The following is an 18,453-nucleotide window of genomic DNA, read 5'->3' as shown; positions in this document are numbered from 1 at the left end:
TTGTCTACGACTATTTGATTTACATCAACACTTGGCTGTGCAAACGTTTAAATAACTTACTTAAAACGTCATAAATGTTTGTATTTTATGGATAAAAAAAGTAACACTTAAGTTAGTTAAAATTTAAGCAAAAACTCTAATTCGGACAAAACTTATCCACACTTGCAATCCATTACATAATAAGTGTGAAATAAGCCAAATCTATTTCCTCTGTGCAAATGTGTTAATCCGATTTGTTTTCATGGGACGAATCACTACTACGCCCTCATTTGTCAAAAACAACTTCATCAACCTTTTCTTTTAAAGATTATTTTTAGCTGATACAAAAAAGCGGTGACTAAAAATCACCGCTTTAACTCTTTACAGCTAAGAACACGATCTGGGTTCGCATTTTGTTACCGTATCACTTTTTTATAACAACGTTCCGGACGCCCAACCGTGCCGTAGTTTAGATCCGCTTCTAGTTCACCCGAGCTGATCAAATATTCCAAATAACGTCTTGCCGTGGTTCGGCTAGCGCCAATCTTTTCTCCCGCTTCATCAGCCGTTAGCGCGGCTTCCCCAACAAACAAGTCGCGAATTTTATCGAGCGTTACGCTATCTATCCCTTTAGGCAAGCGTTTAGGGCAACTGTCCGTCCCTGTATTTGATTGCAACATGCGGTCAACCAAACCTTGATCGAGGCTTTTCGCGACATCCAGCTGTTGGCGCTGAGTGATGTATTTTTTAAGTGCCGCTTCCAAGCGTGGGAACATGACGGGTTTTAACAGATAATCCACCACACCTCCGCGCATCGCTTGCTGTAGTGTGTCGACATCCCGAGCCGCGGTAATCAAAATCACATCACAAGTTTGATTGTTTGAGCGCAGCGTATTTAGTATCTCCAACCCTGTACCATCCGGCAGATAAACATCCATCAAAAGCAGATCTGGCTTGAGCACTTCGAGCTGCATTTCCGCTTCTAATCGCGTCGTTGCAATGCCAACCACATCCAACCCTGCCAATTGGCTCAGGTATTTGTGGTGTAATTCAGCAATGGCAATGTCATCTTCAATGATCATCACTCGCGTTGCCATGTTCATACTTGTTCTTCCTTTGGCAAATACACGGTTATTCGCGTTCCATGTCCTGTGTTTGGTAGCATTTCAACATGCCCGTGATAGCGGGTCGCTAATTGGTTCACTAGGTGCAAACCTACCCCTCTATTTTGTCGAGATTTTGTCGAAATGCCTTTTTTGAAAAGGGTTTGAGGTTCAATGTTCTCTGGCAACCCACATCCGCGATCGCTGACCTCTAAAATCACTTCGTTGCCGTAATCGCTAACCGAGACTTCGATGTTTCGGCGCTCTGATGCAACGTTGGATTCATTGCGAATAACGCTCAAAGTCGCATCAAACGCATTGTCGATTAAGTTACCCAAAATGGTGACCAGATCTTCCGAATTTAACCATTCAGAAAGCGGATCCAAGCGACTGCCCTCCTCGACCACCAGCTGCAAACCCAGTTCTCGTGCTCGCTCTGTTTTGCCCAACAACATACCCGCAATAAGCGGATCTTTTATGGTATCTCGCAAAAACTCAATCATGGCTTGATAATGGGCGGTTTCTTGCCCGATGAGCTTTTGCACAGCCTCAAGCTCACCCATTTGTACTAAGCCACTGATCGTATTGAGCTTGTTTCTATGCTCGTGAGTTTGAGAACGCAACAAGTCTGCATATTCTTTGGTTTGCGAGAGCTGCTCCGTAAGCTCATTGATCTCGTCGCGCAAACGAAAACTTGATACTGCCCCGACAATCTTTCCTTCCACAAAGATGGGTGAGCGGTTCGCAATTAACCGCTTATGATTAAGGAAAATTTCAATGTCGTGATCTTCTTGACCCGTTTCAAGAACGGTATATAAGTCGCTGTCGCGTAATGTATCCGTAAGCGGTTTGTTGAGCGCCTTATCTCTATCAATGCCGAGAATCTGGCAAGCACTGCGGTTGATGGAACGAAGCACACCTTGTGCGTCAATGCTGAGTACACCTTCTTTGATAGTGCTCATGGTGACTTCCAGTTCACCATACAGACGGCCGATCTCTTCTGGTTCGAAGCCTAAAATCGCGCGCTGGAATTTTCGAGACGCGTAATTGGACACCACGGCATTTGCCACCACTACGACGACAACCATCAAAATTAAAAAAGCGAGGAATGGCTCAATGCGATCTTGGAGCCTGTCGAGCAAATACCCCACCGACACCACACCAATGATGTTACCTTGTGCGTCGAATATCGCCGCTTTACCGCGGACGGAATAACCCAAAGAACCGCGAGCTGTAGACACATAGGATTGACCTTCGACCAGAGCTCGTTGGTTGTCGCCCCCTTTCATAGGCTTACCAATTCGCTCATCTACCGGATGAATTAAGCGCACGCCTTGGTTATCCCCAATCACAATAAAGGCCGCACCAATCGCTTTAGTGAGTGCGCGAAAGGACTCTTGATAAGGTTCTGGCTGCTGAGCTTCCACCATCTCAATGACGATTTCAGACTCTGCAAGGAAACGGGCAACACCGAGTGCCTTTTCACCCATTTCGTGTTCTTGATTGACTTTAAGGTAGGTAAAACCTGCGGCGACTAGCAGAAGTAACTCGATCAAACCCGAGAGCGTCATAATGACCAGCATGCGCTTTCTAAAGCTGATGGTTCTCCAACTCATGGTACATCCTTACCGTTAACCCACTTCCACGTCACTGTGGTGTTGTTCTAAGTTAACATCGAGTTAACAGCAAGGCTTAGATCAGATGATAAATCTGTGAACACGGCAAACAAAGCGTGACTTTTATGGTGAATTAATAGGCGGCGTGAAACATAAAATTACATCCATTCATCAGGCACAATATTCCTTGCTGATATTCAATGGTATACATAAATTGCCCTTTAAAGCATGATTGCGATCACACCAAATTTAGCGGTTTTTGAGGCACATTGAGACTTTCCATCGTATAATTTTTAGTCAAGAAGCCACAAAGAGCATCTTATAAGAAAGCAGTGAAGCTGGAAGTCTATTATTAGCTCAACATTGAAGTCAGGCAATTTGGAAATAACTTAATAAAAATACAAATACTGACTATATGACAAACACTTAGACACCATCTGCAAACTGGAAAACTATAAACAGAGGTGAATTTATAGTTTAGAAGGAACACCAAACATGGAACGCGATACATTTGGAATTTGCCTGAATAAGGCTATGCTGTCAGAGAATATGTATTCAACTTTTACACACGTCAGGGCTTATGAAAAAAACGGAGGTAATGCTTCGGATCTCAAGGTGTTACTCTCGTTTCCTCAAATGAGCGGTAAAGATTTGTTGAACACGATGCGTGGTTCTCGCCAACTAGAATGGCGAGCGGAATTCCACTGCCCTCGTATGAAATAAACTCTTAACAACCTCGCGCTCAGTGATTGGCGATGCTGAGCGCTGATTTACCCTTAATTCTTCCTTTCAACCACTTAACAGCGTGAGTTGATTACTTTATATTAGAGCCAATACTCTACAACAAAGTAGCCATTATGAAACAAACTGGAAAGTTTTGGGTATTGGGCCTTATTAGTAGCTCCATTTCTCTTGCCTGCCATTCAGCACCGATCACGTTTGACACTGCGTGGCAGTTGTTACTAGAAAACAACTATTCTCTTAAAGCTCAACGTGCAAATGTTGAGAACTATCAATATCAAGAAAGCGCAACCAGCAACCTTAATCTGCCTCAAGTAAGCATTGGTGCTAACTACACACGCTTGGACACCGACGTTACTCTTTCAGGAAAGCAGATCCTAGATAGCACTGGAACACACATTAATGTGCCACCTGCTTTTCAACCCATTTTTGGTGCCTTAGCGAACACCACCTCAACCATTACTGAGCGCGATATTTTCTCTTCTTCTATCCGTGCGATTTGGCCTATTTTTACTGGTGGCCGAATCTCAGCTGCGCAATCTGCCGCGGCGGGTAAAACCGATGAAGCGAAAAGTCAGTTAGCCATGGAGCAACAGGCTCGCTTTGAAGACCTTTCTAAATACTACTTCTCAGTTGTACTTGCCAAAGAAGTGCTCGCTACGCGCCAAGCTGTAGAACAAGGTTTGAAAAAGCACCGAGATTTTGCCATCAAGCTGGAAGAGCAAGGACAGATCGCTCGCGTTGAACGCCTACAAGCTGAAGCCTCATTAGACAAAGCCAAAGTAGAAACACGCAAAGCCGCCAGTGACTTGAGTATTGCACAAGCTGCTCTTGGAAAACTTCTCGCGCAAGAGGATTCTGTTGAACCAGCAGAAACCTTGTTCATTAACGATAACCTGCCACCACTGAGCGCATTTATCGATCAGACCTTGCTCACCTACCCTGGGCTCGACATTTTGGATGCCAAGCACAAACAGGCATCGAGCTTAATTAAAGCTGAGAAAGGAAAATACTACCCAGAAGTTTACTTATATGGCGATTACAGCCTGTACGAAGACGATTCGTTGGCGAGCCAAATGAAACCGGATTGGCTCGTAGGGGTTGGCGTTAACATTCCATTGATTGAATCCACAGGTCGAAGCGAAAAAGTCAAAGCTGCACAAAGCGTTGTATCTCAAGTTGATGCTCTTAAATCTCAAGCCAAACAAGACTTGTCTTTACTTGTGCAGAAAACGTATCTAGAAGCGCAGCAAGCGATTGATGAAGTGCAAGGCTTAGAATCCAGCATCGCACTAGCCAATGAAAACCTGCTTCTGCGAGAGAAGGCATTCACTCAAGGTCTTTCTTCTTCTCTTGATGTGGTTGACGCTCAGCTTTATGTCGCCAGTATCGAAACTCAACGTTCGGCGGCGCGCTTCCGCTATCTGATTTCACTAACCAAACTATTAGCATTAAGCAGTGAAATGAACAGCTTCGAACAATATCAAAATACCGCTTGCGCCCCAGCGAAAATATCCAAAGAGGTTAAATAAGTCATGGCAGCAAAATCTTTAAAACCCGTTCTACTTTCACTTTGCGCCTTGGGTGTAGCTTCTTGGGTTGGCTATCAGTTTTACCAAGTTTATCAGCCAGAACCAGTTCGCTTGCAAGGTTTGATTGAAGCTCAGCAATACAGCATTTCATCAAAAGTCTCAGGTCGCATTGACGAAGTGATGGTTCGCAAAGGCGATAATGTTGAAAAAGGCCAGTTAATTTTTACGCTTCACAGCCCAGAAATCGAAGCGAAACTGGAACAAGCAAAAGCTGGTGAAAAAGCGGCAGATGCACTAGCGCAAGAAGCAGAGAAAGGTGTACGTGAGCAACAAATTCAAGCCGCGAAAGACCAATGGCTAAAAGCGAAAGCCGCAGCGGATTTGATGGAAAAAACCTATAACCGTGTGAACAACCTGTATAAAGATGGTGTGGTTGCCGAACAAAAACGTGATGAAGCGCTAACCCAATGGCAAGCCTCTAAATACACCGAAAGTGCCGCTTTCCAGATGTATGAGATGGCGAAAGAAGGGGCTCGTAGCGAAACCAAAGTGGCCGCGGCTGAGAAAGCTCGCATGGCGTCTGGCGCAGTTGCTGAAGTGGAAGCCTATGCGAAAGACACTCAAATCTACAGTTGGTTTGACGGTGAAGTATCTCAAGTACTTTTACAAAGCGGCGAGCTTGCACCGCAGGGCTTCCCAGTCGTGACCGTCATCGACACTGAAGATGCGTGGGCAACACTGAACGTGCGCGAGGATCTGCTTAAACACTTCACTAAAGACACCACATTTAACGCATACCTGCCAGCATTAGATAAAAGTGTCGAGTTTAAAGTCACGCACGTTGCAGTAATGGGCGATTTCGCAACTTGGCGAGCGACCGATGCAGCACAAGGTTTCGATCTGCGTACCTTTGAAGTAGAAGCTCGCCCTACTCAACCAGAACCAGAACTGCGCATTGGTATGAGCGTTGTGGTTGAGCTGTAATCGCTCAAGGTAAAAAATCTATGACGATTAAGATTTCACAACGGCATGTGTTACGGCGCGACAAGTGGCTACTGTCGTGCTTAACTTGGGTGCCTATTTTGCTTTCGCTTACCATTTGGGGCGTGTTTTCTGCGGGAATCGCGAGAGACCTGCCGATTGGCGTGGTCGATTTACAACATTCGCAACTCTCTCGTAAGTTGATCCAAACGTTAGACGCCTCTTCAACGCTTTCTGTGGATTATCACTACACCAGTGCGAATGAAGCCAAGAATGCCATGATTGAAGGCGATATTTACGCTTTTGCCGTCATTCCATCTAAGTTTGACCAAGACATTTTGCTGCATCGCCAACCACAGCTTTCAGTTTTTTTTAACAGCCAATATATTTTGGTGGCAAAGTTAATTAATTCAGCCGTGGCACAAGCTCAAGGGTACTTTGATGCTCAGGTGCAAGTGATGGGCAATCTCGCCAAAGGCAATACAACGACGTTGTCCGCGCTCGGCCAAGCTGTGCCAGTGTCGACCCAAATCACCGCGCTGTTTAATCGCAACACTAACTACGCGCATTTTTTGGTCACCGCTATCGTGCCTGCGATTTGGCAAATTTGTATCGTCGTGAGTACGATTTTGATCCTTGCGGCGCACTTTCGCATTTATGGGGGCAAAAATGGCTTTGAGTTTTTGGGTAATAAACCATACACAAAACTCAGCGCAATTTTGAGCCAATACATCCCAGTGTTTATGTTGCAAGGTGCCTTGTTCCTCTACTGGTTTTATGTGTTATTGGAATGGCCGATGGAAGGCAGTCTCGTAGTCATGTTACTGGCTCAATTTGTCACCGTTGTTGCCTGTATCATTATGGGCGCACTGTTTTTCTTTTTATCGATGGACCCTGCCCGCGCAATGAGTTTTGCTGGTGCGTTTACTGCGCCAAGTTTTGCTTTTATGGGGATTACGTTTCCAGTTTCCGACATGAACACGCTCGCTCATGCTTGGCGCTCACTATTACCTATCACCCATTACATCGAAGTTCAGGTTGGTCAGGCAAGCTACGGAGCCTCAGCCGCTCAATCGTTTAGTGCTTTGTGGCCAATGATCTGGTATGTGGTGCCACTCTTACTGACAGCCGCATTCATTCATAAATACCGAGCGGCAGCACTGTCGACTCAGCAAAGGGAGGCAGCATGACACTCTGGCAACTGATTAAAGCAGAGATTCGCTCTGTGCTGACCAACCCCGTCGTCACATTAACTGTTTTTGGTGGCGTGGTTTTTTATTCGTTTTTGTATCCGCTGCCATACGCACAACAAACCCCTAGAGAGCAGCCAATTGCGGTCGTAAACCTAGACGGAAGCCAAACCAGCCTAAAGCTAGAGCGTATGGTCGATACGACACCTCAAGTCAAAATCGTCTCGCGTTTACATACAGTTGAGGATGCAAAACAAGCGTTTTTAAATCGCGAAGTTACGGGTTTCTTAGTGATCCCTGAGCACTTCTACAAAGACGTAATGTTAGGTAAAAGCCCGACTCTTGCGTACGCCGCAGATGCCTCTTACTTCTTAGTTTACGGCACGGTCGTTGAAGGTTTAGCTCAAGCAGGCGGTACATTAGGCGCACAAGTTAAAGTCAGTAAAATGGTGATTGAAGGCGTACCCCTTAGTTTGGCGAGCCACAATTACTCTGCTATCAAGCTGAACATGAAACCGACCTTCAACCCAACGATGGGCTATATCGAATACGTGGTTCCTGCTGTCTTTGTGCTGATTTTGCAGCAGACACTTATTATGGCAGTTGGCTTGCAAACCGGTTCACAGCGTCATGGTCGAGGCTACTGGTCTCAGGTATCAACCGGGTCATTGTTATTGGTAAGAACGTTGGTGTTTATTGCCATTTATTACTTACTGAGCGCGTATTACTTTGGTTTTAGCTTCGAACGTCTGAGTGTGAATCACATTGCCAAAGCAGGTGAGCTCTTAACCATGCTTTTCCCGTTCTTGCTGGGTTGTTGTGGGTTAGGCTTTTGGCTTGGCTATCTACTACCAAGAAGAGAACTGGTCACCTTAGTGGTTCTAGTCAGTTCAATGCCTCTCATCTTTTTAGCGGGCTTCATTTGGCCAGTTGAATCAATACCTGAACCACTGCTTTGGATAGCCGATTTGAGCCCGAGTACTTGGGCAATAAAAGGCTTCTTGGCGCTCAACCAAATGGGCGCGACATGGCAGCAAGTTGCCAAACATTGGACAGCATTGTGGTTGCTTGTTGCGCTATGGGGTGGCGTGGCGTATTGGATAGCAAAACGTAACAACAAACCCGTTGTTACCGAAAGCCTAAGTTAATTTTTCTCTGCAGCTCAAAGAGATAAGTTGACAGAAATCACAATTCCATGACCAGATGAACAACAAAGGGGGCGAACTATCGCCCCCTTTGTTGTATTTGAACGCCTCACAACCTCAGATTGAAATTGACTTTAATCAAGGATTCGTCCGATAAATAACTTTAAACATTTGTGACAAATTTGTAACCAACACTCACAATGGCCTGCTCCAGCTTGACGTACAAAAATCCATCACTTTTAACATCGTTTTTTGCCATAAAAACCATCGAATTTTTGCATTTTATCGAATAACACCTTTCCTATACCGTAATTTTCGAGCGCACCAACGACTGTTTTATCAGCGGTTTCACAAGAAGTGCGCCGCTCTAGTGAGAGTCGAAAATCACGTCAAAAGGAAGTTATTATGAAAACTCTTATCGCAGTGAGTGTTTTATCTATATTGTCTTTCGGTGCCCATGCTGAACGTCAATCCAACGAACCCATCAAGGTCATCGAACCCATTTCTGGGCTCGACAGTAAAAAGATTGAATTGGGTAAAACGCTGTGGTTTGAACCGAGACTGTCGGCGTCGAACACCATTTCTTGCAACTCTTGCCATAACATCGCTAAAGGTGGCGTTGATAACTTACCAAGCTCAATTGGTCACAAATGGTCAATTGGCCCAATCAACTCACCTACGGTGTTTAATTCAGATTTGAATTTCGTTCAATTTTGGAATGGGCGAGCGAAAGATCTGCAAGAGCAAGCCGCAGGCCCTATAGAAAACCCATTGGAAATGGCATTTACCCACCAACTCGCGGTCGACACTCTTCAATCTATCCCTCAATACCGCGAGTGGTTTCAACAAGCTTATGGCAGCGACAACATCACCATTGATAACGTGACCGATGCTATCGCAACATTTGAACAAACGCTGCGTACGCCAAACTCTCCATTCGATTTATGGTTGAAAGGTAACGACGACGCACTCACTACTGCACAAGTGGAAGGCTATCAACTGTTTAAAGACAAAGGCTGTACTGCTTGTCACAGCGGGCCATTAGCGGGCGGACAAATGTATCAAAAAATGGGGTTAGTGAAGCCATTTGCGACAGACAACCCAGATGTTGGCCGCAAAGCCATTACCGGAAGTGATTTCGATAAGTTCGTCTTCAAAGTCCCAACCCTACGTAACGTAGAATTGACCTACCCGTACTTCCATGACGGGTCTGTTTGGGATCTTCAAGAAGCGGTAGAAATGATGGCCGATCTGCAACTTGGTCAAAAGCTAACAAAAGAAGAGTCCACCAAAATCACTGAATTCTTACGTTCTCTGACAGGTGAGCAACCACAAGTCACCTTGCCTCACTTACCACCATCAACTCATGAAACCGCAAGGCCAAATATTTAAAATTTAGTTGGCACTAAACAGAACAAAGGAGCCGAAGGGCTCCTTTTGTAACGTCTAAATCGATGAATCAATTAAGCCACATGCTCCATTGCGTTCGAGCCTTCGACAGGCGCAAAAAACTCATCGTGTAATGCACAAATGGCGCGTTGATATTCTTTGTCACTGACGACAAATTGCACGTTTACATTACGCAACGAAGAGTGCAACGCCACCGGTGTGACACCACTGTTCATGAGAGAAAGTACGCCTTTCGCTAACGTTTTGTTAGTGTCGATGTGAGAACCGATGGCTGAAATTAGCGCAACCATTCGCCCTTTAATGGAAGCATTCGGGTAACGTTTTTCGGCCTTGTATAACACTTTGTTTAAGCTGTCCGAGCTACCGCCAAGGTAATACGTAATCGAGTTAGCGTTCATCTCTTTACCGATCAAGCTGACGCGTGCATCAGAGATGATTTCCATCAATTCGTAGCTCACGTTGTCAACCTTGCCGACTATCGCTTGATCGAACAAGTGCAGTGCGAAGACCTTTTCTTTACCGGCGATGATTTCCACTTTGTCTTCTTCTGGGCGATACCCTGAAGATATCAACGTACCTTTATGTTCTGGCTCAAACGTGTTTTTGATTTGCAGCTCAATCCCACTTTCGCGCAAACCAGCGGCAGCATTAGGATGAATCGCCTCCATGCCTAAATTAGCGAGTTGATCCGCTACATCGTAATTCGTGCTTCCAATTGGCAACACTTTCTCTGGGCCGACCACGCGTGGGTCCGCGGAACTTAAATGGTATTCTTTATGGATGATGGCTAAGTCTGCTTTGGTGATAGCTGCAATACGACTGAACGTCATTTCACTGTAGCCCCGGTCATAAGTGTGCATCAAACCTTCTTTGCAGTATGCATAACCCGTGACAATAGGCAGTTCTTTGGTCACATCGATATCAGCAAACGCGTCGCGAATGGAATCATCGAGACTTCTTGGTTCCTGGTTATCCCAACCAGAGAGATCCACAAACCTCGCATTGATGCCCATGTTTTTCAGCTTAAGCGCTGTATTGTACGCACTGTGCGCTTCACCAATCGACGATAGAAACTCGCGAATTTGTGGCAGATAGTGACGCAGAGAAAACTGTCCGTATTGACAGGTTTCTAGAATATTAGCGATACAATTTTTCGCCTCTGCAATGCGTGAACGAATGAACTTATCCGCTCGAATGCGATTCATTGGATCCGCAAAGATGTTTTCGTTAGTAAGTAGCATGCGGCTTTCCACATACGCTAGGGCGTCTTGCCATTGATCGTCACGTTTCGCAATTAACTGATAGACGCCTGCTTTGCTGGTTTTTTTACATTCTAATAACGCATCGGTCATGCCACCGTATGCCGACACAACAAAAATGCGGTTATATGGCGTTTTGGGACGAAGAATAATGTTGTCGAGAACAGCATCAAATGCTGTCATTGAAGTACCGCCGATTTTTTCTACGGTAAAAGTCATGATAAGCCTTTTTGATTGGTAACGTTAAGTGAAACAGAGAAAGAGAAAGCGCTTAGAGGTGTGAGGCGACGTGCGCCTCACACTTAGCTTTTAGTCAACGAGCGGGTAAACGCCGTTTTCATCGTGCACTTCGGCACCTGTAATTGGGGGATTGAAAACGCACGCCATGACCATTTCTTTGTTTTTGTATGCTCTTAGGTAATGCTCGTCGTGCTTGTCCAGAATGTACAATGTGCCCGGTTTGATTGGGTAAGTTTCGCCCCCCACCACTTCGATTTCACCTTCACCGCTCATGCAGAAAACGGACTCTAGGTGATTTTGGTAATGGATGTGCGTTTCCGTTCCTTCATAAATCGTGGTGATGTGGAAAGAAAATCCCATGTTGTCATCTTTCAACAACATACGTACGCTTTCCCAGTTATCCGCGACTACGCGACGCTCACTATTTCGACACTCGTCAAGTGTTCTTACGATCATAATTAATAATCCTTATTAAGATGCTTGTTTGAAGTGTTTTGCAGCAATCGTTTCTACTGCACGTTCAAAGATGCTTAATCCTTGGTTCAGCTCAGATTCACTGATGGTCAATGGACAGAAGAACTTCACCACCTCATCGTCTGGGCCTGCGGTTTCAATCACCATGCCGTCGTCAAAACATGCTTTGGCGATTTCTGCTGCCAAGTCACCGTGAATACACTCGATGCCAATCATCATGCCGCGTCCCTTTTTCTGAACGAACATTTGCGGGAAACGACGTACGCAGCGATCAATTACCTCACTCACATTTTGCGAACATTGCTTAATGTGCGTTTCGAAATCGTCATTTGACCAGTAGATTTCTAGTGCTTTTGCCGCAGTGATAAATGCGTGGTTGTTACCACGGAACGTGCCGTTGTGCTCGCCTGGTTTCCATTGGTCAAGTTCTGGTTTCAGCAGTACAACCGCCATTGGCAGACCGTAACCACCGATCGATTTCGATAGCGTCACAATATCGGGTTCAATACCTGATGGCTCAAAACTGAAGAATGTCCCAGTTCGGCCACAACCAGCTTGAATGTCATCGACAATCAATAGAATGTCGTTTGCTTTACATATTTTACTCAAGCGCTGTAGCCACTCATTAGAGGCGGCGTTTAAACCACCCTCGCCTTGTACTGTTTCCAGCAATACGGCTGCTGGTTTGTCCATACCTGCAGAGTTGTCATTCAGCATAGTTTCGAACAGCGCCAAACCATCAACGCCAGCGTAGCCTTCGAACGGAATGCGCGTTACGTTTGTAAGGCTTGAGCCGTTACCTTGTCGATGATGCTGATTACCTGTAGCCGCCAACGCACCTGCGGTACAACCGTGGAAACCGTTAGTGAATGCAACAACGCTGCTTCTGCCTTTCACTTTTTTCGCCAACTTAAGTGCTGCTTCCACCGCATTCGTACCAGTTGGACCGGTGAATTGAACTTTATAGTCCAGTTTTCTTGGTTTTAAGATGTAGTTATCCAGTGCGGCGAGAAAGCCCGCTTTCGCTTCTGAATGCATATCCAAACCGTGAGTGATGCCATCCATTTCAATGTATTCAAGCAGTGCTTGCTTCAATACAGGGTTGTTATGGCCATAATTTAGGGATCCCGCTCCAGCGAGGAAGTCTAAGTAGCGTTCACCTTGTTCTGTTTCTAGCCAACAACCTTTCGCTTTGCGAAATACCACTGGAAAATTGTTTGAATATGAGCGTACGTTGGATTCCTGCTTTTTGAAAATATCCATGATGAGACCGTTTTTGATTCCTATTGTTTGAGGATTATTTGAGAGGAATGCGATACAAAAACTCTGTATCGTGCTTGCCTTTAAAATGGGCTTTTTCATCCAAAAAGGTGCTGACTTGGCCATGATTGCCGTTCATCGCATCTAACTTTTTGAACAACGCCCAAGAGGCTTGGTTATCTTCCGTGATGGTCGTTTCTACCGATTTAACCTCGCTCAGCGCTTCCCTTTCGAGAAGCTCCTTGAGCATACGAAATGCTAAACCGTTACCTCTGAATCGAGGTGAAACAGCAACTTGCCAAATGAATAATACGTCTTGTTCGTCAGGCTTCTGATAACCCGAGATGAAGCCAGCGATGTCGCCTTTGTGCTCAACCAAAATGCTGGTTTTGCTGAAATGCGTTGACTGTAGAAAATTGCAGTAAGAAGAGTTCATGTCCAACGGAGGACAATCTGCAATTAAGCTGTAAATGCCGTCACCATCAGAGATTTTAGGTTCACGAAAAATCCATTTTTTGCTTGGGTCTTCTCCAATTTCAGGATAAAGAACCCAAGGTGCTGATGTGATCATTTTGAAATACATATCCTTTGACGTCTAATTAAATTTCGCATTTATTATGGACATTCTTTACGGTTAAAAATCAAATAATCAGCGTTTTAATCTAGATTAATGTGACTCAAATCACACCAATGCAACATTTAACCTAAAATTAAAATAGTTTGAACTCTAATTTATTAAAGCATCATTTAATACGAAACAACTCAACATGAGTCAGAATGCTGCGGGGTTTCAAAGAGAGGACTTAAGGTTTTTTACATAAAAAAACGGCACACTTTCGCATGCCGTTTTAAGGTTAGTTTTGTCGTCGTGGCTATTTATCTTTTTTGACTGCCTTGGTACTTGGACGAGGCTCATCCATTAGACCTTTAATCAAAGAAACTGTCGCAACAAGCAATACGATGGTAAATGGTAAGCCTGTAGTTACTGCCATCGCTTGAGCCGCTGCCAGCCCGCCACCGAGCATCAGTGCGATGGCGACCAAGCCTTCAAACGTACACCAGAAAACACGTTGTGGTGTTGGCGCATCGACTTTACCACCAGCTGCGATCGTATCGATCACAAGAGAGCCTGAATCCGACGACGTGATAAAGAACACAACCACCAGAACGATACCTACTACCGATGTGATTTCTGCAAACGGCATTACGTCTAACATGGCGAACAGTTTAAGCGGAAGCTCAGCATTGAATACAGCTTCGTAACCGTCATTCACGTACTGGCTGATCGCTGTGCCACCAAAAGCGGTCATCCAAAGCACACAAACCGTCGAAGGAATCAAAATAACGCAGATGATAAATTCACGAACCGAACGTCCACGTGAAACACGAGCGATAAACATGCCCACGAATGGTGACCAAGAAATCCACCAAGCCCAGTAGAACGCCGTCCAACCTTGCGAATAGTTCACGTCTTCACGTTCAAACGGCATAGACAATGCGGGAATGTTAGTGATGTACGACGCAATGTTGTCGAAAAAGCCAGTCAGAATCGCCATTGTTGGGCCAACGATGATCACAAAGAACAGCAACATCGCCGCCAGAATCATGTTGATTTCAGACAGACGTTTTACCCCACTATCAAGGCCTGCAACCACCGAGATCAGCGCCAATGCCGTGATCACAACAATCAACACGACTTGAGTTGTGTCGGTCATTGGCACACCAAACAAAAAGTTCAAACCTGTTGCTGCTTGTGAAGCGCCATAGCCGAGCGATGTCGCCAGACCAAATACCGTCGCAACAACCGCAAGAATGTCGATAATGTGCCCTACCCAGCCCCAAACTCGTTCGCCAAACAGCGGGTAGAAGATGGAACGCATGGTCAGTGGCAACCCTTTGTTGAACGAAAAAATCGCTAAGCCAAGGGCCAACAACGCATAAATAGACCAAGGGTGAAGTGCCCAGTGGTAAATGGTCGCAGCCATACCAAGTGCAGATGCAGCATCTGTATCACCAACCGCACCACCAAGTGGTGCCCAGTCGGTGCGCACACCATTTTCAATGTTCACGCCGCCAAGTGCAGAGCTGAAGTGCGACATTGGCTCAGACACACCAAAAAACACTAATCCGATGCCCATACCGGCTGCGAACAACATCGCTAGCCAGCCTGCATAAGAGTAATCTGGTGTCGCTTCAGTACCACCAATTCGAACTCGGCCAAGCGGTGTCACAATCAAGACCAAGCAGACAATGACAAATACGTTGCCAGAAGCAAGAAAGAACCAGTCAAGATTGGATACTAGCCAAGCACGTAAGCCAGCGAAAAAGGGTTCAACTTGTTGGCGAAAAGTTAGCGTTGCCACAACAAAGAGGACGATAGCCATCCCAGAAATTGCGAAAACTCGGTTGTGAATGTCTAAGCCGAATGGGCCGACTTTTAACGCAACGTTATCCTGACCAATCTGATAGTCAGTATCTATCGCGTTTACCTTTCCATCGGGACGTTTAATCCCACCATTATTGTCGGTGCTCACGAATAATCTCCTTAACAATACGTGACCAAATTTAAATACTTTGTAGGAGTTTGAGTGATGATTAGTTCACATCACCAAGCACAAGTTTAAGTATATGTATTTTCTTAAAGTAGTTGCTCTCATTAGCATCTTAAAAGGAAACACCTCCATCGATCATTTGATGTTTTTGTGTTTAAGGTAAATAACCTTTATTGCCAAATAGCAGAAATTGGCATGTCTCGGTTAAAGTGATATTGCAACTGAGCTTGAAACAACTCTGCCGTCGCCAATGCATCCGTTAAAGCGTGATGCGGTTGATAAGCAGGCAGACCATATCGTTCCCGAGCATGCCCCAACCTCACCGACCCTGGCTTCTTACCTTTTAACTTATTCCAAATGCCTGAACATTCTCGGCGTTGAAGTGCGTACTCGATATCCAATGTATCGACGACGGGAAACTGAATCCCTTCGCCAATGGTGTTTAAAAGCGCATTATAAAAAAACTGCCGCTCGATATTCTTGTAGTGCACCAGCACCACCTTGCCAGCGAGTGCATCCAAAATCTCACCTAGTATTTGCGTTAATTGGGGCGCGTTTTTCACTTCAGAATCCGTAATGCCATGAATAACGACAGACTCCTCATTAAGCTCTCGGTTCGGATTTACAATCCAATGCGCTGAACCACGGCACTGCACTCGGTCAATCGTAAACGGCACAAGACCAATGGTAAGAATGGCATCGTCTTCTGCATTTAAGCCCGTCGTTTCAAAATCTACCGAGACAAACGGCACCTCTTTTAATGGCGTATCCCCATTCACCATAGGAGTCGAATAGTATCGCTTCAACCGTTGATCTTGCGCTTGCTCTGCCAACTGCTCAAACAATACTGACCACTCCGGCGTTTGCGAAGTATCGAGCAGCGGTGTACTCGCCTTACTTTTTGCCAACCACATCATTTACTGCTTCTTTGGTAGCGGAACTTAATGAAGTTCTGCGCATTGCTTAGAATTTGGAATGCCGCTTTCAGATTACGACGTTCGAAATCGGACATGTTTTCTGGCTCGATGTTGTTATCCGGCTCGTCGCCATTTTCAATATCCAAGGCTTGGTGACGGATTCGAACCATATAGATAAGTTCCATCGCATCTCGCAAGTCCATTCCTCGCCCTTTTGGCAGAATCCCTGCGTCATTAATGTCGTCTAATCGATCAAACGAGTTTTGCGAGCGCGAACCAATCGCCAAGGCATGCACTCGAATCAAATCTGCCAGCGGCGCGGTACCGCGTCGTTTAAGGTTGATAGAGTTGCGATGACGCCCATCTTTCTCCATCACGAAATCTTTAAAAAATCCTAACGGCGGCGTTCTTCGAATGGCGTTGTAAGCCATACAAGCCAAAAATCGATTGTTCTTTTTGGCTCGTCTGACGATAAAACTACTCAGTTGCTCAGCCCATTTCACCCGGCCATGAATCCCTAGCAAATCGAAGAAAATATTGCTGTTGAGCAACCTCTCTGGGGTCGGATGATCGATCCAATCGCCAAAGCACTCTTCCCATTGCGATTTGGTTTTTCGCCATTCAGGATTGGTAGCCATAATGTCGCCCGTACAATAGGTATAGCCGCATGCCGCCAATCCATCACATACAAATTTCGCAAACTGCGCGAAATATTCGCCGTGCTTGTCAGGATCGTAACTGTCATCAAGAATCAGCGCGTTATCTTGGTCAGTGACAATGAGCTGCTCATCTCGCGCCATCGATCCCATCGCAACCAGACAGTATGGAATTGGAGCAGGACCAAGCTCTTGCTCGGCGAGTTCCGCTAATCGTTGCTTAAAGCTGCTGCCAATCACCGACATCGCTCGTCCAATCATGTGTGCGTTGGCGTCTTCATTGACCATGCGAACAAAACAATCTTTCACTTGCAGGGAAACTTGTTTGAGATCCTCCACACTGGTCTGTTGGAAAATCGAGCTCACCAGCAACAAGCTGTTTTGAGATTCGTAACGGACAATGTCCGTCATACCGATGATGCCTATTGGCTTTTTGTCTTTGAGAATCGGCAGATGATGCACGTTGTAGCGAAGCATGGTCAGCATCGCTTCAAACACATACGCGTTGTAATCAAGCGATACCACGTCGTAACTCATGACCTCGCTCACCGAGATATTGGTATCAATCCCCTGCGCCAAAACCCGTATACATAAATCGCGATCAGTAAGAATGCCAAGCAGTTGGTCATCATCCTCTTCGGTCAGTTCTTCGGTTGGGCGGACGATGAGCAAAGCGGTGACGTTCTCTTCTGCCATTAGGCTTGCAGCTTCTTGAATAGAAGCGGTCGCTTCGAGTGTCACAGGGTCACGAGTCAGGATTTTACGCGCTTTTGCGGTTGTTAAATCATTGCCATCGGAGCGACTAGAGATCGCATTGCGAAGCCGAGCGCTATCTTCGAGCTCCATAAAATCCGCGAAGTTTTCAAACTCGTCGCAAAGCTCGTTGAAGATGTTCTCAGGAATGCAATACACCAAGGTGTCTTCAATCGCTTTTGCTGGCATACGAACGCGGTTGTTCATGAGCAACCCCATTTGCCCGAACAGGCCACCAGCATCAATACGGTTATAAAGTTCACCTTTGCGTCGATAAATCTCTACTGCACCACTGCGCACCATATACAAATCGCGAATCGTATCGCCAAATTTGAGGATGTCGGTACCTTGACGGAAATACGCCACTTCTGCATGAATGGCGATTTTTTTTAACTGCTCTTCTGGCAGTTCATCGAAAGGAGGATGTTGGCTAATGAAATTGAGTACTTCTAACTGCTCGGCTTCCATTCTTTATTCCATGCGTTGCCTAAAGTAACCAGATCAATATCATCTCGATTTAGCATAAGCAACAGATAACGCTAAGACTTCTGCTTACCTCATCATGTTATGTTTGTTTCTTCCAAAAATAAGTTTGAACTCTAACCATTTTACTATTCTTCCCTCCTCTAAATACTGAACAACAAA

Annotated in this window: 15 protein-coding genes; 6 read left to right on the top strand and 9 right to left on the bottom strand. The window is 45.5% G+C overall.

Features of this window, described 5'->3' with window-relative positions:
* Nucleotides 1-395 precede the first annotated feature (395 nt).
* Together BIW15_RS08505 and BIW15_RS08500 are read right to left on the bottom strand one after the other, a co-directional pair.
* Complete coding sequence (locus tag BIW15_RS08505) at nt 396-1,082, bottom strand: response regulator (RefSeq protein WP_017448947.1); 687 nt, start codon at nt 1,080-1,082, stop codon at nt 396-398.
* Nucleotides 1,079-2,698: a sensor histidine kinase gene (locus BIW15_RS08500; RefSeq protein WP_077280838.1), complete on the bottom strand. Its 1,620-nt coding sequence runs from the start codon at nt 2,696-2,698 to the stop codon at nt 1,079-1,081. The genes BIW15_RS08505 and BIW15_RS08500 overlap by 4 nt, the downstream gene beginning before the upstream one ends.
* Nucleotides 2,699-3,193: 495 nt before the next feature.
* Here BIW15_RS08500 and BIW15_RS08495 point away from each other — a divergent pair, with 495 nt between their 5' ends.
* The 6 genes from BIW15_RS08495 (at nt 3,194) to BIW15_RS08470 (ending at nt 9,679) form a co-directional block, all read left to right on the top strand.
* Nucleotides 3,194-3,421, top strand: coding sequence for a hypothetical protein (locus BIW15_RS08495; protein WP_005500455.1), 228 nt, complete (start codon nt 3,194-3,196; stop codon nt 3,419-3,421).
* A 134-nt stretch (nt 3,422-3,555) separates the two neighbouring features.
* Nucleotides 3,556-4,971, top strand: coding sequence for a TolC family protein (locus tag BIW15_RS08490; protein WP_077280837.1), 1,416 nt, complete (start codon nt 3,556-3,558; stop codon nt 4,969-4,971).
* Nucleotides 4,972-4,974: 3 nt separating this feature from the next.
* Nucleotides 4,975-5,955 carry an HlyD family secretion protein gene (locus BIW15_RS08485; RefSeq protein ID WP_077280836.1) on the top strand — a complete coding sequence of 327 codons (981 nt, stop codon included), beginning with the start codon at nt 4,975-4,977 and terminating at the stop codon, nt 5,953-5,955.
* Nucleotides 5,956-5,975: 20 nt separating this feature from the next.
* A complete protein-coding gene (locus tag BIW15_RS08480; protein WP_077280835.1) occupies nt 5,976-7,142 on the top strand; it encodes an ABC transporter permease in 1,167 nt (388 codons plus the stop codon).
* Nucleotides 7,139-8,290, top strand: coding sequence for an ABC transporter permease (locus BIW15_RS08475; protein ID WP_015296830.1), 1,152 nt, complete (start codon nt 7,139-7,141; stop codon nt 8,288-8,290). Before BIW15_RS08480 ends, BIW15_RS08475 begins: the two co-directional genes overlap by 4 nt.
* A 402-nt stretch (nt 8,291-8,692) precedes the next feature.
* Nucleotides 8,693-9,679 (top strand): cytochrome-c peroxidase, encoded by a 987-nt coding sequence (locus BIW15_RS08470; RefSeq protein ID WP_020838951.1) that lies wholly within the window; start codon nt 8,693-8,695, stop codon nt 9,677-9,679.
* Between the two features lie 71 nt (nt 9,680-9,750).
* Here the strand turns inward: BIW15_RS08470 and BIW15_RS08465 are convergent, their stop codons facing one another.
* From BIW15_RS08465 to BIW15_RS08435, 7 genes are all read right to left on the bottom strand, one after another.
* Nucleotides 9,751-11,175: an aspartate kinase gene (locus BIW15_RS08465; protein ID WP_077280833.1), complete on the bottom strand. Its 1,425-nt coding sequence runs from the start codon at nt 11,173-11,175 to the stop codon at nt 9,751-9,753.
* A 90-nt stretch (nt 11,176-11,265) separates the two neighbouring features.
* On the bottom strand, nt 11,266-11,652 hold the full coding sequence (locus BIW15_RS08460; RefSeq protein ID WP_005464385.1) for an ectoine synthase: 387 nt from the start codon (nt 11,650-11,652) through the stop codon (nt 11,266-11,268).
* A 15-nt stretch (nt 11,653-11,667) separates the two neighbouring features.
* Nucleotides 11,668-12,933, bottom strand: a complete 1,266-nt coding sequence (ectB, locus tag BIW15_RS08455) for a diaminobutyrate--2-oxoglutarate transaminase (RefSeq protein WP_005464458.1) — start codon at nt 12,931-12,933, stop codon at nt 11,668-11,670.
* Between the two features lie 34 nt (nt 12,934-12,967).
* Entirely contained in the window at nt 12,968-13,501 is a 534-nt protein-coding gene (gene ectA / locus BIW15_RS08450) for a diaminobutyrate acetyltransferase (protein ID WP_005477699.1), read from the bottom strand.
* A 301-nt stretch (nt 13,502-13,802) separates the two neighbouring features.
* The gene (locus BIW15_RS08445) at nt 13,803-15,464 is read right to left on the bottom strand and encodes a BCCT family transporter (RefSeq protein WP_025498992.1); all 1,662 of its coding nucleotides are present in this window, start codon (nt 15,462-15,464) and stop codon (nt 13,803-13,805) included.
* 188 nt (nt 15,465-15,652) lie between these two features.
* Complete coding sequence (locus BIW15_RS08440; protein WP_029815053.1) at nt 15,653-16,399, bottom strand: 3'-5' exonuclease; 747 nt, start codon at nt 16,397-16,399, stop codon at nt 15,653-15,655.
* Nucleotides 16,396-18,276: a DUF294 nucleotidyltransferase-like domain-containing protein gene (locus BIW15_RS08435; protein ID WP_005485718.1), complete on the bottom strand. Its 1,881-nt coding sequence runs from the start codon at nt 18,274-18,276 to the stop codon at nt 16,396-16,398. Before BIW15_RS08435 ends, BIW15_RS08440 begins: the two co-directional genes overlap by 4 nt.
* Between the last annotated feature and the right edge of the window lie 177 nt (nt 18,277-18,453).

It is taken from the genome of Vibrio sp. SALL6 (genome assembly GCF_002002385.1).
Lineage (GTDB): Bacteria > Pseudomonadota > Gammaproteobacteria > Enterobacterales > Vibrionaceae > Vibrio > Vibrio parahaemolyticus.
This window is presented reverse-complemented; position numbering and strand designations above follow the sequence as displayed.

Coding starts and splice junctions, on each gene's coding strand:
- BIW15_RS08505 (WP_017448947.1), bottom strand. CDS start 1,082: ATGAACATGGCAACGCGAGTGATGATCATTGAAGATGACATTGCCATT.
- BIW15_RS08500 (WP_077280838.1), bottom strand. CDS start 2,698: ATGAGTTGGAGAACCATCAGCTTTAGAAAGCGCATGCTGGTCATTATG.
- BIW15_RS08495 (WP_005500455.1), top strand. CDS start 3,194: ATGGAACGCGATACATTTGGAATTTGCCTGAATAAGGCTATGCTGTCA.
- BIW15_RS08490 (WP_077280837.1), top strand. CDS start 3,556: ATGAAACAAACTGGAAAGTTTTGGGTATTGGGCCTTATTAGTAGCTCC.
- BIW15_RS08485 (WP_077280836.1), top strand. CDS start 4,975: ATGGCAGCAAAATCTTTAAAACCCGTTCTACTTTCACTTTGCGCCTTG.
- BIW15_RS08480 (WP_077280835.1), top strand. CDS start 5,976: ATGACGATTAAGATTTCACAACGGCATGTGTTACGGCGCGACAAGTGG.
- BIW15_RS08475 (WP_015296830.1), top strand. CDS start 7,139: ATGACACTCTGGCAACTGATTAAAGCAGAGATTCGCTCTGTGCTGACC.
- BIW15_RS08470 (WP_020838951.1), top strand. CDS start 8,693: ATGAAAACTCTTATCGCAGTGAGTGTTTTATCTATATTGTCTTTCGGT.
- BIW15_RS08465 (WP_077280833.1), bottom strand. CDS start 11,175: ATGACTTTTACCGTAGAAAAAATCGGCGGTACTTCAATGACAGCATTT.
- BIW15_RS08460 (WP_005464385.1), bottom strand. CDS start 11,652: ATGATCGTAAGAACACTTGACGAGTGTCGAAATAGTGAGCGTCGCGTA.
- ectB (WP_005464458.1), bottom strand. CDS start 12,933: ATGGATATTTTCAAAAAGCAGGAATCCAACGTACGCTCATATTCAAAC.
- ectA (WP_005477699.1), bottom strand. CDS start 13,501: ATGATCACATCAGCACCTTGGGTTCTTTATCCTGAAATTGGAGAAGAC.
- BIW15_RS08440 (WP_029815053.1), bottom strand. CDS start 16,399: ATGATGTGGTTGGCAAAAAGTAAGGCGAGTACACCGCTGCTCGATACT.
- BIW15_RS08435 (WP_005485718.1), bottom strand. CDS start 18,276: ATGGAAGCCGAGCAGTTAGAAGTACTCAATTTCATTAGCCAACATCCT.